The sequence below is a fragment of the Variovorax sp. Soil_C_39 genome, from assembly GCF_057656815.1.
Window position 1 is genome coordinate 48,139 of record NZ_JBDGJQ010000016.1, and the last position, 12,449, is coordinate 60,587.

Annotated in this window: 12 protein-coding genes; 7 read left to right on the forward strand and 5 right to left on the reverse strand. The window is 65.1% G+C overall.

The genetic code is table 11. The features are described from left to right. Positions 1 to 27 precede the first annotated feature (27 nt). From AC3A6J_RS25885 to AC3A6J_RS25895, 3 genes are read left to right on the forward strand one after another with little or no spacing between them, the layout of a single operon-like run. On the forward strand, positions 28 to 561 hold the full coding sequence (locus tag AC3A6J_RS25885; protein WP_487862873.1) for a TRAP transporter small permease subunit: 534 nt from the start codon (positions 28 to 30) through the stop codon (positions 559 to 561). Next, positions 558 to 1,868 carry a TRAP transporter large permease gene (locus tag AC3A6J_RS25890; RefSeq protein WP_487862874.1) on the forward strand — a complete coding sequence of 437 codons (1,311 nt, stop codon included), beginning with the start codon at positions 558 to 560 and terminating at the stop codon, positions 1,866 to 1,868. Before AC3A6J_RS25885 ends, AC3A6J_RS25890 begins: the two co-directional genes overlap by 4 nt. Then, positions 1,865 to 3,175 carry a hydroxymethylglutaryl-CoA reductase, degradative gene (locus tag AC3A6J_RS25895; protein ID WP_487862907.1) on the forward strand — a complete coding sequence of 437 codons (1,311 nt, stop codon included), beginning with the start codon at positions 1,865 to 1,867 and terminating at the stop codon, positions 3,173 to 3,175. Before AC3A6J_RS25890 ends, AC3A6J_RS25895 begins: the two co-directional genes overlap by 4 nt. A gap of 73 nt (positions 3,176 to 3,248) precedes the next feature. Here AC3A6J_RS25895 and AC3A6J_RS25900 read toward each other — a convergent pair whose 3' ends face one another. Then, a complete protein-coding gene (locus AC3A6J_RS25900; RefSeq protein ID WP_487862875.1) occupies positions 3,249 to 4,136 on the reverse strand; it encodes a DUF6279 family lipoprotein in 888 nt (295 codons plus the stop codon). Here AC3A6J_RS25900 and glmU point away from each other — a divergent pair. Then, entirely contained in the window at positions 4,135 to 5,553 is a 1,419-nt protein-coding gene (glmU, locus tag AC3A6J_RS25905; RefSeq protein WP_487862876.1) for a bifunctional UDP-N-acetylglucosamine diphosphorylase/glucosamine-1-phosphate N-acetyltransferase GlmU, read from the forward strand. The genes AC3A6J_RS25900 and glmU overlap by 2 nt on opposite strands. Here the strand turns inward: glmU and AC3A6J_RS25910 are convergent. Beyond that, positions 5,513 to 6,016 carry an Lrp/AsnC family transcriptional regulator gene (locus tag AC3A6J_RS25910; protein WP_487862877.1) on the reverse strand — a complete coding sequence of 168 codons (504 nt, stop codon included), beginning with the start codon at positions 6,014 to 6,016 and terminating at the stop codon, positions 5,513 to 5,515. The two genes, glmU and AC3A6J_RS25910, sit on opposite strands and share 41 nt — an antisense overlap. Before the next feature lie 153 nt (positions 6,017 to 6,169). Between AC3A6J_RS25910 and glmS the strand changes: the two genes are divergently transcribed. From glmS to AC3A6J_RS25925, 3 genes are all read left to right on the forward strand, one after another. After that, a complete protein-coding gene (glmS, locus tag AC3A6J_RS25915) occupies positions 6,170 to 8,050 on the forward strand; it encodes a glutamine--fructose-6-phosphate transaminase (isomerizing) (protein WP_487862878.1) in 1,881 nt (626 codons plus the stop codon). 521 nt (positions 8,051 to 8,571) lie between these two features. After that, positions 8,572 to 9,450 carry a hypothetical protein gene (locus AC3A6J_RS25920; protein ID WP_487862879.1) on the forward strand — a complete coding sequence of 293 codons (879 nt, stop codon included), beginning with the start codon at positions 8,572 to 8,574 and terminating at the stop codon, positions 9,448 to 9,450. Between the two features lie 564 nt (positions 9,451 to 10,014). Then, the gene (locus tag AC3A6J_RS25925) at positions 10,015 to 10,269 is read left to right on the forward strand and encodes a hypothetical protein (RefSeq protein ID WP_487862880.1); all 255 of its coding nucleotides are present in this window, start codon (positions 10,015 to 10,017) and stop codon (positions 10,267 to 10,269) included. 141 nt (positions 10,270 to 10,410) lie between these two features. On the opposite strand, the gene AC3A6J_RS25930 is transcribed toward AC3A6J_RS25925, so the two are convergent. The 3 genes from AC3A6J_RS25930 to ftsY form a co-directional block, all read right to left on the reverse strand. Further along, complete coding sequence (locus AC3A6J_RS25930; protein ID WP_487862881.1) at positions 10,411 to 10,554, reverse strand: hypothetical protein; 144 nt, start codon at positions 10,552 to 10,554, stop codon at positions 10,411 to 10,413. Beyond that, positions 10,551 to 11,015 carry an Mpo1 family 2-hydroxy fatty acid dioxygenase gene (locus AC3A6J_RS25935; RefSeq protein WP_487862882.1) on the reverse strand — a complete coding sequence of 155 codons (465 nt, stop codon included), beginning with the start codon at positions 11,013 to 11,015 and terminating at the stop codon, positions 10,551 to 10,553. The genes AC3A6J_RS25930 and AC3A6J_RS25935 overlap by 4 nt, the downstream gene beginning before the upstream one ends. Before the next feature lie 110 nt (positions 11,016 to 11,125). Continuing rightward, entirely contained in the window at positions 11,126 to 12,424 is a 1,299-nt protein-coding gene (gene ftsY / locus AC3A6J_RS25940) for a signal recognition particle-docking protein FtsY (RefSeq protein ID WP_487862883.1), read from the reverse strand. Between the last annotated feature and the right edge of the window lie 25 nt (positions 12,425 to 12,449).

Here is a 12,449-nt window from a genome sequence, read left to right on the forward strand (position 1 = left end):
CTTCATTCCCTTTTCGAGGAGTTCGGCATGCCCGTCTGGCTGTCCGTTCCCGCCTCGGCCATCACCACCTTCAACCGCTGGCTGTTTCAGGCCACGGTGTGGCTGATGGCCGTGGTGGTTCCCGTCATGCTCTATGAAGTGGTGGCGCGCTATGTCTTCGACGCGCCTACCGTCTGGGGCATGGAATTGGCCGTGCTGCTGTTCGGCCCCTATTTCCTGTTCGGGGGGCCCTACCTGTTGCACCTCAAGGGCCATGTCGCTCTGGATCTCGTGCGCCAGCGGCTGAGCGCCGCCTGGGTGCGCCGCCTGGACCTGGTGAACTACCCCGTGATCGTGATTTTCTGCGCCATCCTGCTGTACTTCAGCGTGCCCTCTGCGTGGAGCGCCTGGACCTACCGGGAAACCAGTTTCTCGGCATGGAATCCGCCGATCTGGCCGGTCAAGGCGGCCGTGCCCCTGGCGTTGGCCTTCATGTTGTTGCAGGCGCTCGCGGAGTGGGTGTATGCCTGGTTCGGCCACCCGCTGGACGCGGCCGCAGCGCGTGAGGGGGTCGCGCTGTGAGTGCCAATCTCATTTTGCTGATGATGTTCGGCAGTCTCACGCTGTTCATGCTCAGCGGACTGCCCATCGCCTTCGTGCTTGGCGGCCTGTCGCTGCTTTTCACGGTCACGCTGTGGGAGCCGAATGCGGTGATCGTTCTGGTCCTGCAGATCTTCGACACCATGAAGTCGGAAGCGCTGTTGGCCATTCCGTTGTTCATCCTGATGGCCTGCATCCTGCAGCGCGCCGGCGTGATCGAAGACCTCTACAAGGCGATGGAACTCTGGTTCGGCCGCCTGCGCGGAGGGCTCGCCATCGGGACCGTGATCATCTGCGTAGTCATGGCCGCGATGACCGGCGTGGTCGGCGCGGCCGTCACGGCCATGGGCATCCTCGCGCTGCCCGAGATGCTGCGCCGGGGATACAAGCCCGAACTGGCACTTGGAACCATCTGCGCATCGGGAACGCTCGGGATCCTGATTCCGCCTTCGGTGCTGACCATCGTCTACGCCGTCACGGCGCAGATATCCATCGGCCAGATGCTGATTGCCGGACTCGTTCCCGGCCTGATCCTGGCCAGCCTGTACATCGCCTACATCCTGATCGTGAGCTGGCTCAAGCCGGAGTGGGTACCGCTCGACAAAGGCGCCCATGTCGCAACGTGGCCCGAGAAGCTGTTGGCCTTGAAGGCGCTGGTGTTCCCGACGATGCTGATCGTGATCATCCTCGGATCGATCTTCTTCGGTGTCGCCACGCCCACCGAATCGGCCGCGGTGGGCGTGGCCGGCGCGTTGATTCCAGCCGCTCTCAAGCGCCGCCTGGGCATGCTGCGCGAGGCAGGATTCGATGCGCTCAAGGCCACGTCGATGATCCTGTGGATCACGCTCGGTGCCAAGGCCTATGTGGCCATCTTCACAGGCCTGGGCGGGGCGGACACGCTGCTCGAAATCATCAAGGGGCTGGAGGTCAACCGCTGGCTGATCCTTGGCGCGATGATGCTGCTGCTGGTGTTTTTGGGGACCGTGCTCGACGAACTCGGGATCATCCTGCTCACGGTGCCGGTGTTCCTGCCGATCGTGCGCCTGCTCGGCTTCGACGAACTCTGGTTCGGCGTGCTCTACGCCATCACCATCCAAATGGGCTACATCAGCCCGCCATTCGGCTACACGCTCTTCTATATCAAGGGCACGCTGCCTCGAAACATCGGCATGGGTGCGGTCTACCGCGGCATCCTTCCGTTCTTCGCGCTGCAGTTCGTCGGCCTGCTGATCTGTGCCGCCTTCCCCGATCTCGTCACGTTCCTTCCCAAGCTCATGACAGCGCGCTGAGCGTTCACCACCCCCTGAAGACCATGAACACACAAGCTCCAAGCAGCCGCATCGGCGGTTTCCACAAGCTGCCGATGCCGCAACGTATCGAGGCCGTGGCAGCGTTCGCTGCGCTCGACGCCGCAGAACAGGCCCACCTGCTCGACACCGGCAACCTGTCGGCCGACCTGGCGGACCACCTGATCGAGAACGTGATCGGGACCATGAACATCCCGGTGGGCATCGCCACCAACATGAAGATCGACGGCGTCGATCGCCTCATTCCCATGGCGACCGAAGAGTCTTCGGTGGTGGCGGCGGTCTGCAATGCCGCGCGCCAGTCCTATGACAGTGGAGGGTTCGTCACGTCCATGTCCGGCACGCAGATGATTGCCCAGATCCAGCTGACCGGCGTCGGCGACCCCGAGCACGCGCGCATCAGGATCCTCGAGCAAAGGGACGAGATCCAGGCCCTTTGCGACAGTTGCGATCCGGTGCTGGTGGGGCTGGGCGGCGGCTTCCGTGATCTGGAGGTACGCGTGATCCAGACCCAGGGTGGACCCATGGTCATCACCCACCTGGTGGTCGATACGCGCGATGCCATGGGCGCGAATGCCGTGAACACCATGGCCGAGAAGCTGGCGCCACGCATCGCCGGCTGGACCGGCGGCAAGACCAACCTGCGCATCCTCTCCAACCTTGCCGATCGGCGCCTGGCGCGGGCGCGTTGTACCTGGCGACTGGCCGACATCGGCGGCGAAGCTGTGCGTGACGCCATGATCTCGGCCTACCACTTCGCCGACGCCGATCCTTACCGGGCGGCGACCCATAACAAGGGTGTCATGAACGGCATCAGCGCCGTCGTGCTGGCGACGGGGAACGACACCCGCGCGGTGGAGGCCGGTGCCCATGCCTATGCGGCTCGCCAGGGTCGCTATGGCAGCCTGACACGCTGGGAAGTCACGGCCGAGAGGGACCTGGCTGGCTCCATCGAGGTGCCGATGGCCGTGGGTCTGGTCGGCGGCGCCACCAAGCTGCATCCCACCGCCAGGCTGGGGCTGAAGATCCTGGGCGTCACTTCGGCGCAGGAGCTGGCGCGGATCATCGCGGCTGTCGGTCTGGCGCAGAACTTCTCGGCCTTGAAGGCGCTGGCGACGGCGGGGATCCAGAAGGGCCATATGGCCCTGCATTCACAGAACATCGCCATGATGGCGGGCGCTGTGGGCGACGAGATCGAACATGTGGCGCGTGCGCTGGTGAGTCAGGGTGCGGTGCGGCTGGATCTGGCCGAAGCCGAACTGCAGCGTCTGCGTGCCGGCGGCGCATGATGCCGACCAACTGCCGAAGATAGGAACGCCTGGCCGAGGCCCGCGCCGCCGCTGTGCCGCGCATCACCGCACGTCAACGCGCCATGAGCAGGCTGATGTCCTGCCGATAGCCTTGCAGCCGCTGCACCGCCTTGTCGCGCTGGCCCGCGCTGGCCGTGGCGTGCAGCGCCGCCAGATTGCGGCAGCCCTCCTCGAGCAGCGCCTGCTGGTGCTCGCGCCAGGGGCCGGGCGGCGGATCGGCGATGCGCAACACATGCGCATGGACCGCGGCACGTGCCTCGGCGGCAGGCGGCCGCTCGGCCTGGAAGCCGCGCAGCAGCGCCAGCATCTCCCGCTGCCGCACGCGGCGTTCCGCATCGGCAAGCCTCGGGTCAAACACCGACTGGGCGATCTGGCGCCGAAGCAGGTCGCGCTGCGCGGGTTCGAGCCGGCCGTAGAAGTCTTCCAGGCGCTCGAGGAAGCGGTCGTAGCGCCGCTCGTGCACCTCGGCCTTGCTGCGGTCCAGCCATTCCTTACGGTATTCGGCGTTGATCTTCGCGTACTTGCGTTCGAGCTGCTGCAGTTGCGCGTCACCCAGGCCCAGCGCGATGTCGGCGATCGCGGGTTCCGCCTGCACGGCCACCGCGAGCAGGCGCTCGCGGATCTGCTCTGCCATGCGGCAGGCCTGGTCGGCGCTCACCTCGCCCGGCGCCAGCGCCTGCGCATCCTGCAGCAGGGCGGCCACGCGCGGCAGCTCGTTGCGGCGGTGCCACTCGAGCAGGCGCGCGAGTTCGTCGCGCACCTTCGGTGTCTGCGCGCCGTCGAAATCGAGGTAGCCGTCGAGCCACCAGTAGCTCAGTTCGGGCAGGTTGTTGTAGGCCAGGCGTACCGTGCTGCAGGCTCCGAGCGCGGCGGCCACCAGCAGCACGCCGATAATTCGCGCCAGCTTGGGGCAACACGACATTCGAGTAGAAAGACGCATGAATCAGATTTCGCAAGAGAACCAGGGGCCGGTCGACGTGGTCGTCATGGCAGCCGGCAAGGGCACGCGCATGAAGAGCAGGCTGCCCAAAGTGTTGCATCGTTTGGCCGGGCGCGCACTGCTGGCGCACGTGACCGACACCGCGGCGCGCCTTGGCGCGCGCCATGTGGTGGTGATCACCGGCCATGGTGCGGCCGAGGTGGAGGCCGCCATGGCCGCCCCCGCCGCCGGCGGCACCCTCCAGTTCGCGCGCCAGGAACCGCAGCTCGGCACCGGCCATGCGGTGCAGCAGGCCATGCCGCTGCTGCCCGACGACGGCACCGTGCTGGTGCTCTCGGGCGACGTACCGCTGATCGCCGAAGACACGCTGCGCGCGCTGATCGCCGCCAGCGCGGGCGGGCGGCTCGCGCTGCTCACGATCGAATTCGCCGACCCCACGGGCTACGGCCGCATCGTGCGCGACGAGGGCGGGGGCGAGGTCCGCGCCATCGTCGAGCAGAAGGACGCCAGCGAGGCCGAGCGCGCGATCCGCGAGGTCTACAGCGGCATGATGGCCGTGCCCGCGGCGCTGCTCAAGGGCTGGCTCGCGCGGCTGGATAACCGCAATGCACAGGGCGAGTACTACCTCACCGACATCGTCAAGTTCGCCGCCGCCGATGGCGTGCCCGTGGTGGCGCACGTCACCACCGATGCGCTGCAGGTCGCCGGCATCAACAGCCCCGCGCAGCTCGCCGCGCTCGAGCGCGCCTGGCAGCTGCGGCAGGCCGATGCGCTGATGGCGCAGGGGGTGCGGCTCGCCGATCCGGCGCGTTTCGACCTGCGCGGCACGCTGGCCTGCGCTACCGACGTCGAGATCGACGTCAACTGCGTGTTCGAAGGCGCGGTGTTCCTCGGCGAGGGCGTGCGCATCGGTGCCAACTGCGTGATCGCCAATGCACGCATCGAGGCGGGTGCGGTGATCCATCCGTTCACCCACATCGACGGCGAGAAGGCGGGCGTGTCGGTCGGCGAGAACGCCCTCGTCGGCCCCTTCGCGCGGCTGCGGCCCGGTGCCCAGCTCGGCGCCGAGGTGCACATCGGCAACTTCGTGGAGGTCAAGAACTCGACCCTGGCCGAAGGCGCCAAGGCCAATCATCTGGCCTACCTGGGCGACGCCACCGTGGGCCGGCGCGTCAACTACGGCGCGGGCAGCATCACGGCCAACTACGACGGCGCCAACAAGCACCGCACCATCATCGAGGACGACGTGCACGTGGGCAGCAATTGCGTGCTGGTGGCGCCCGTCACCATCGGCGCGGGCGGCACCATCGGCGGCGGCTCGACGGTCAACAAGTCGACCGCGCCCGGCGCGCTCACGGTGGCGCGCAGCAAGCCCGTCAGCTTCCCGGACTGGCAGCGGCCGCAAAAGAAGAAATAGGCAGCCGGGGCTCGAACTTCGCGCGCTTCAGGCTGAAGAAGGCCTTGACGTTGCGCACGTTGGCATCGGCCGTGAAGAGCCGCTGCGCGAGGGCGCCGTAGCCGGGCATGTCGCGCGTGGCGACCACCAGCACGAAATCCGGCCCGGGCGAGACGCGCCAGCACTGCTGGACCGCGTCGTCTTCGATCACGCGGGCCTCGAAGGCGTCGAGCGCGGCGGCGTCCTGGCGGTCGAGCGAGATCTCGACCACCGCCTGCAGCCCGTGGCCCTGCGCGGCCGCAAGGCGGTCGGGCGAGAGTAAGGCCACCTGCCGCTCGATCAGACCTTCCTGTCGCAGTCGCTGCACGCGGCGCAGGCAGGTGGGCGGCGAGACGCCCACGTCGGCAGCCAGTTGTTGGTTGGTGCGCGAGGCGTCGCGCTGGAGTGCTTCAAGCAGGCGGAGATCGATGGTGTCCAGTTCCATATATCAGTAGATTATGAAATAAAACTTCAGATCACCGGTGACGTGGGATAAATAACCAGGTATGCATTCGTTTTTGAATGCATATTTCTTGTGATGCTGCCTACCATCGACGGCTGTTTCGGTTCAGCTCTCATACTTGTCAAAGGCAACACCATGTGCGGCATCGTCGGCGCGGCATCCCATCGCAACATCGTTCCGGTCCTCGTCCAGGGCCTGCAGCGGCTCGAATACCGCGGCTATGACTCCTGCGGCGTGGCGGTGCATGCGGGCGGCCTGGCCCGATCGCGCACCACCTCGCGCGTGGCCGAGCTCGAGACGCAGGTGCGCGAGGACCACGTCGAAGGCCTGACCGGCATCGCCCACACGCGCTGGGCCACGCACGGCGCGCCGGCCGTGCACAACGCCCATCCGCACTTCAGCCACGGCCCGGGCGCCGATGCGCAGGGCGCGCGGCCGGGCCGCGTCGCGCTCGTGCACAACGGCATCATCGAGAACCACGAGCCGCTGCGCGCAGCGCTCGAAGCCAAAGGCTACGTCTTCGAGAGCCAGACCGACACCGAGGTCATCGCCCACCTCGTCGACAGCCTCTACGACGGCGATCTGTTCGACGCCGTGAAGGCCGCGGTGCTGCAATTGCACGGCGCCTACGCCATTGCCGTGATCTGCCGCGACGAGCCGCAGCGCGTGGTGGGCGCGCGCGCCGGCTCGCCGCTGATCCTGGGCGCGGGCAAGGACGGCAGCGAGAACTTTCTTGCCAGCGATGCCATGGCCCTGGCCGGCGTGACCGACCAGATCGTCTACCTCGAAGAGGGCGACGTCGTCGACCTGCAGCCCGGCAAGTACTGGATCGTCGACCGCCACCACAAGCCCGTGCAGCGCACCGTGCGCACGGTGCTGGCGCACAGCGGCGCGGCCGAGCTGGGCCCGTACCGCCACTACATGCAGAAAGAGATTTTCGAGCAGCCGCGCGCGATCGGCGACACCCTCGAAGGGGTGGCCGGCATCGTGCCCGAGCTGTTCGACGGCATCGGCCAGGACGGCGCCACGGGCGCGAGCGCGCACCGCGTCTTCAAGGACATCGACAGGATCCTCATCCTCGCCTGCGGCACCAGCTACTACAGCGGCTGCACCGCCAAGTACTGGCTCGAGGGCATCGCGAAGATCTCGACCCAGGTCGAGATCGCGAGCGAATACCGCTACCGCGAATCGGTGCCCGACCCGAAGACGCTGGTGGTCACCATCAGCCAGTCGGGCGAGACCGCCGACACGCTCGCCGCGCTCAAGCATGCGCGCTCGCTCGGCATGGAGCAGACGCTCACCATCTGCAACGTGGCCACCAGCGCCATGGTGCGCGAATGCAAGCTCGCCTACATCACGCGCGCAGGCGTCGAGATCGGCGTGGCCTCGACCAAGGCCTTCACCACGCAACTGGCCGGCCTGTTCCTGCTGACGCTGGCCATTGCGCAGAGCAAGGGCCGGCTCAGCGAGGCCGACGAGGCGCGCTACCTGAAGGAAATGCGCCACCTGCCCGTGGCGCTGCAGTCGGTGCTCGCGCTCGAGCCGCAGATCATTGGCTGGGCCGAGGATTTCGCGCGCAAGGACAACGCACTCTTCCTGGGCCGCGGCCTGCACTATCCGATCGCGCTTGAAGGCGCGCTCAAGCTCAAGGAAGTGACCTACATCCACGCCGAGGCCTACGCCGCCGGCGAGCTCAAGCATGGCCCGCTCGCGCTCGTCACGAGCGAGATGCCGGTCGTGGCGGTGGCCCCGAACGACACCCTGCTCGAGAAGCTCAAGAGCAACCTGCAGGAAGTGCGCGCGCGCGGCGGCGTGCTCTACGTGCTGGCCGACGGCGACACGAAGATCAAGGGCGCCGAGGGCCTGAACGTGATCCGCATGCCCGAGCACTACGGCGCGCTCTCGCCGCTGCTGCACGTGGTGCCGCTGCAATTGCTGGCGTACCACACGGCGTGCGCGCGCGGCACGGACGTGGACAAGCCGCGGAATCTGGCGAAGAGCGTGACGGTGGAGTGAGGGCCTCGGGGCTGCGCTATGCCGCCTGCCTGTTCTTTGCCAATAATGTCCGAGACAGCGCATTAAAGTCTGAGACAGGCTGTCAGCGAGGTCGAACGCTGACGGATTGGGGTGCCCGTGTCAAGGTCGCAGGTCGGTCATCATCCAGTCATTCGCGTGTTCCCTGCTACGACCGGTCTAGACTGGTTGCGGAAATTCAACGAAGCGGCCCGGGAAGTCTGTTTCGAGACCGGTTGTGGAACGGCACCAGTTGGCCGTCAAGTGAAGGGCCGGTCCAGTGGGGGAAATGCAAGGCGACTTCCGTCGGTCCAATGATGGTCGAGGCCCTTTAACCCAAAAAATAGACTACCTACGGATCGTGGTGAGCGATCTGTGAGCAATAGCCGCCATCATTCTGGTGGTGCGTTCCATCGGTAGCCGGACGACGCTCCATGTACTTGATCTGTTCTCCGGCAGTGGAAACGTCCTGATCATTACGGGCAGCCTCCCAGTGGATACGTTTTGGACGCCGATAATTGGGCATGGCCAAAGTCCCTTACTCGATCCGCACCGGGATCAATCCGCGCACAAACGGATTCGATCTGAAGACCACCAATGGTCTCTTCGTGCGGCTCTATGAGCAGCTTCGAGAAGAGGGCTACACGCACGAGCAATTCGGTTTCTGGTGCGTGGACATGCATGACGTGAAGGGCAAGTTGGTGGACGTAGAGTTCACCGTCCTGATGACGCTGCGGAAGCCCGACCTGTGGCCGATTGCCGACAAGGCACCTGGATATTCGGAAGACGATCTGTTCGACATGATTGAGTTCTTGTTCGACCACGTCTCCAAACCCCTAACTGGCAGCATGCATAGCTATGACCAATGCGGCATGCATTGGGAGACCTTCGACAAGGAAGCAGGGCAGAAGGAATTTCGGAAACGGGTCAACGATTTACTTGCGCTCTACGAACATCGGTTCGAGTTGTCTGCCGATGGCCTGATCCTCCGCCAAGCGCCCAGCGGTTTTGAGCAACTGCTTGATGCTACTGTCCCGACCGACGACAAGACCATCACCGCTAGGGTCAAGGCAGCGGTGAACGAATATCGTCGCCACGGCGCATCCCTCGATGTTCGGCGGCATGCCGTGTCTGATCTGGCGGGTGTGCTGGAAGCACTGCGCCCGAAAATGTCTGAGGCGATCACGTCTAGCGATGAGAAGGACCTGTTCAACATCGCCAATAATTTCATGATTCGGCACCACAACGACAAGCAGAAGACCGACTATGAAGCCAACCTCTGGTTGAGTTGGATGTTCTATGTGTACCTGTCCACCATCCACCTGATCCTGAGGCGAGTGGAACTGAAGAAGCCGAAACGCAACCCAGGTGACCTTGTCTTCCGAGAGCGGGTAGAGCGGTAGAGCTCGTCGAACACCGCAGCTTTGCTTTCACAAGCTTCCAGGGTTTCTTCAGGTCAACGCTGCCCCACAGACCGGGCTTGAGTTCGACGGGGCTGCGGGAATCTAGAAGACTGCTATCGCTGCATAGCAGCCGCTGGCGCGCATTGTCCATACCGGTTCGCTAGCACTGTTGTGAATCGCCCGGGATTTTGTAGAGGCCGATTGGTTAAGTCAGACCGCCGCCTTGGCGGCCAGACTGACGAGTTGCCGATAGTGTTTGTCTCAGCCTCTGCAGGCGGGGTGTGATCTGCTTTTCTTGATATGCAGGTTTTCGTTGTACGCCTGTCGGACAAGATGTCTATGCTGGGGAACTTCGGTGTCAGCAGCTTTGTGCCTTGGTGGTGACAGGAGCGTACGATTTGTTGCTCGCGCTGCTGTCGCCAGAGGACATGGTGAGGGTGCTATGAACGCGATACCCCATGGGCGCGAGATCAAGGGAGTGAACATGACGATTGCTAGCATTACCTCGGAGACGGTGCGACTGTCATGCGGCGGCCTGCTGTGTGATCTGTGCCGCAAGTGCTGATGAACACGACTCAACGCCTGGCCAGGTACGAAACCGCTCAATTGCTTTGCGGGATATTGGCTGCGCGTCGTTCGGAGTGGATCCGCGACGAAGAGCGGAAGGCCATTGCTGATGTGGCCAAAGTGGCGCAGTGGAAGCGTGGACGCACCCAGTACTTGGACGAAGGTGATTCGCTGTTGTTCAGTGACGTGGACATGATCGAGCGAGTGATTGCGGTCTACGGGCCGCTGGTGCGCGCAGGCGACGTGGCGTGAATTCGCTTTCGAGTGGTTGCATTCGCGCCGCGGCCGCCGTCATCGCCCGTTTCGCCTTGTCCACCTGTCCGGGGACGTTGTCGAGTTCCTGCAGGACTAGTGAAGGGTAGGTCTTGCGCATGCTGCGGGGTCCCGTCGCGCTCACTTCATCAACGCCTTGAAGACGGCATCGAGGTTCTCGATCGCCGTCACGCCTAGTCGCCGCACCGCGATCATGCGAAACGCCACTCGCGATGCGCGTGCGGCTGGCCGGAAGCCCGTGGCCACCTCCGCCGAAGGCATCACCAGCGAATACCGAGGCGCAGAAAAAGTCGCGAAAGTACGAAGAGAGGACCCACCCAGAGGTACTGGACGTCTTCGAAGAAAGAAGGCTTCCTGCCCTCGATCTTGTGCCCAACGAACTGGAAGACCCATGCCACTACGAAAATAGCGGCGGACAGCGGCAAAACAAGGTCTCCCATCGCATGAACGGCCGCCAGCAGCAGGGCGGTGCCGCCCAGCATGGTCGCGAAGAAAACCGGTGAGCGCAGCGTGGCGTAGTAAACCAGGCTCGCCGCGACGAAACCGTACGCGACCCAGGGGTGCAGCGCGAACAGCAATCCCACCAGGCTCAGCATGATGGCGGGGATCGCCACGTAATGGATGAGTTCGTTGGTGGGATGCCGGTGGCTCTCGCCATAGTGGGCCAGCAACCTGTCGACCTTGCGATCGGAACTGGCCATCGGGGCTTCGGCGGCGTGCGTCATGGGGTCTCCGGGTCGCCTGTCTGCGGCGAATCCCGCCATGGTGCTCCCGTGCCCCTGCACTTGCAAGTGCTACTGGAACAATAGCAAATCGACGGCGCTGCCGCCGATTCTCAGCCCAGCAGCGCCTGCGCGAATTCGCGTGCGTTGAAGGTTTCGAGGTCTTCGAGCTTCTCGCCCACGCCGATGAAGTAGACCGGGATCGGCCGCTCGCGTGCGATCGCGCAGAGCACGCCGCCCTTGGCCGTGCCGTCGAGCTTGGTCACGACCAGGCCCGTGAGGCCCAGCGCTTCGTCGAAGGCCCTGACCTGCGCCAGCGCGTTCTGTCCGGTGTTGCCGTCGATCACCAGCAGCACCTCGTGCGGCGCGCTGGCGTCGGCCTTGGTGACGACGCGCTTGATCTTCCGGAGTTCGTCCATCAGGTGGATCTGCGTCGGCAGCCGTCCGGCGGTGTCGACCAGCACCACGTCCTTGCCGCGCGCCTTGCCCGCGGTAACGGCGTCGAAGCTCACGGCCGAAGGGTCGCCGCCTTCCTGGCTCACGATCTCGACCGTGTTGCGGTCGGCCCAGACCAGCAGTTGCTCGCGCGCGGCGGCGCGAAAGGTGTCGGCCGCGGCCAGCAGCACCGAGGCACCTTCGTTGGCGAGGTGCTTGGTGAGCTTGCCGATCGAGGTGGTCTTGCCCGCGCCGTTCACGCCCGCGACCATGATCACCGTCGGTGTGAACTGGCCGATGACGAGCGGCTTCTCGAGCGGGCGCAGCAGGTCGGCAATGGCGTCTGCCAGCAGCCGCTTCACTTGCGTCGCGTCGGTGGCCATCTGCCGCTTGACGCGGCCGCGCAGGTCGTCGAGCAGGAATTCGGTGGCCTTGACGCCGGCGTCGGCCATCAGCAGGGCCGATTCGAGCTCTTCGTACAGCGCTTCGTCGATCTGCGCGTTGACGAACACCGCCTGGATGCCGGTGCCGGTCTTGCGCAGGCCGGTCTTGAGCTTGTCGAGCCAGCCTTTGCGCTCGGCGGTGACGATGGCCTCTGCGACGGGTGCAGGCGCCGGAGCCGGAGCCGGGACCGGGACTGGTGCGGGTGCGGGTGCAGGCACTGGGGCCGGGACTGGAACTGGAACTGGTGTCGGTACAGGTACAGGTACAGGTGCAGGTGCAGGTGCAGGTGCAGGTGCAGGTGCAGGTGCAGGTGCAGGTGCAGGTGCAGGTGCAGGAACAGGTGCAGGGGCTGGTTCCGGCTCGGCCACAGGCGCGGCCGGCTCCTCCACGGCAGGTTTCGAGCCGAACCAGCTCGAAGGAGAGAACACAGAACGCGCGGGGGGCGGCGCGGGCGCTGGCGGCGGCTCGGGCGCCGGCAACGGCTCGGCGGCCGGGGCATCGGTGGGTGGTTTTTTCTTGAAGAAACTGAACATCGGGCGCTTTTTACAATCCGACCCA

What these genes read in the sequence shown, in the direction of transcription:
- AC3A6J_RS25885 (WP_487862873.1), top strand. Translation starts at nt 28, where the DNA reads ATGCCCGTCTGGCTGTCCGTTCCCGCCTCGGCCATCACCACCTTCAAC.
- glmU (WP_487862876.1), top strand. Translation starts at nt 4,135, where the DNA reads ATGAATCAGATTTCGCAAGAGAACCAGGGGCCGGTCGACGTGGTCGTC.
- AC3A6J_RS25900 (WP_487862875.1), bottom strand. Translation starts at nt 4,136, where the DNA reads ATGCGTCTTTCTACTCGAATGTCGTGTTGCCCCAAGCTGGCGCGAATT.
- AC3A6J_RS25910 (WP_487862877.1), bottom strand. Translation starts at nt 6,016, where the DNA reads ATGGAACTGGACACCATCGATCTCCGCCTGCTTGAAGCACTCCAGCGC.
- glmS (WP_487862878.1), top strand. Translation starts at nt 6,170, where the DNA reads ATGTGCGGCATCGTCGGCGCGGCATCCCATCGCAACATCGTTCCGGTC.
- AC3A6J_RS25920 (WP_487862879.1), top strand. Translation starts at nt 8,572, where the DNA reads ATGGCCAAAGTCCCTTACTCGATCCGCACCGGGATCAATCCGCGCACA.
- AC3A6J_RS25925 (WP_487862880.1), top strand. Translation starts at nt 10,015, where the DNA reads ATGAACACGACTCAACGCCTGGCCAGGTACGAAACCGCTCAATTGCTT.
- AC3A6J_RS25935 (WP_487862882.1), bottom strand. Translation starts at nt 11,015, where the DNA reads ATGACGCACGCCGCCGAAGCCCCGATGGCCAGTTCCGATCGCAAGGTC.
- ftsY (WP_487862883.1), bottom strand. Translation starts at nt 12,424, where the DNA reads ATGTTCAGTTTCTTCAAGAAAAAACCACCCACCGATGCCCCGGCCGCC.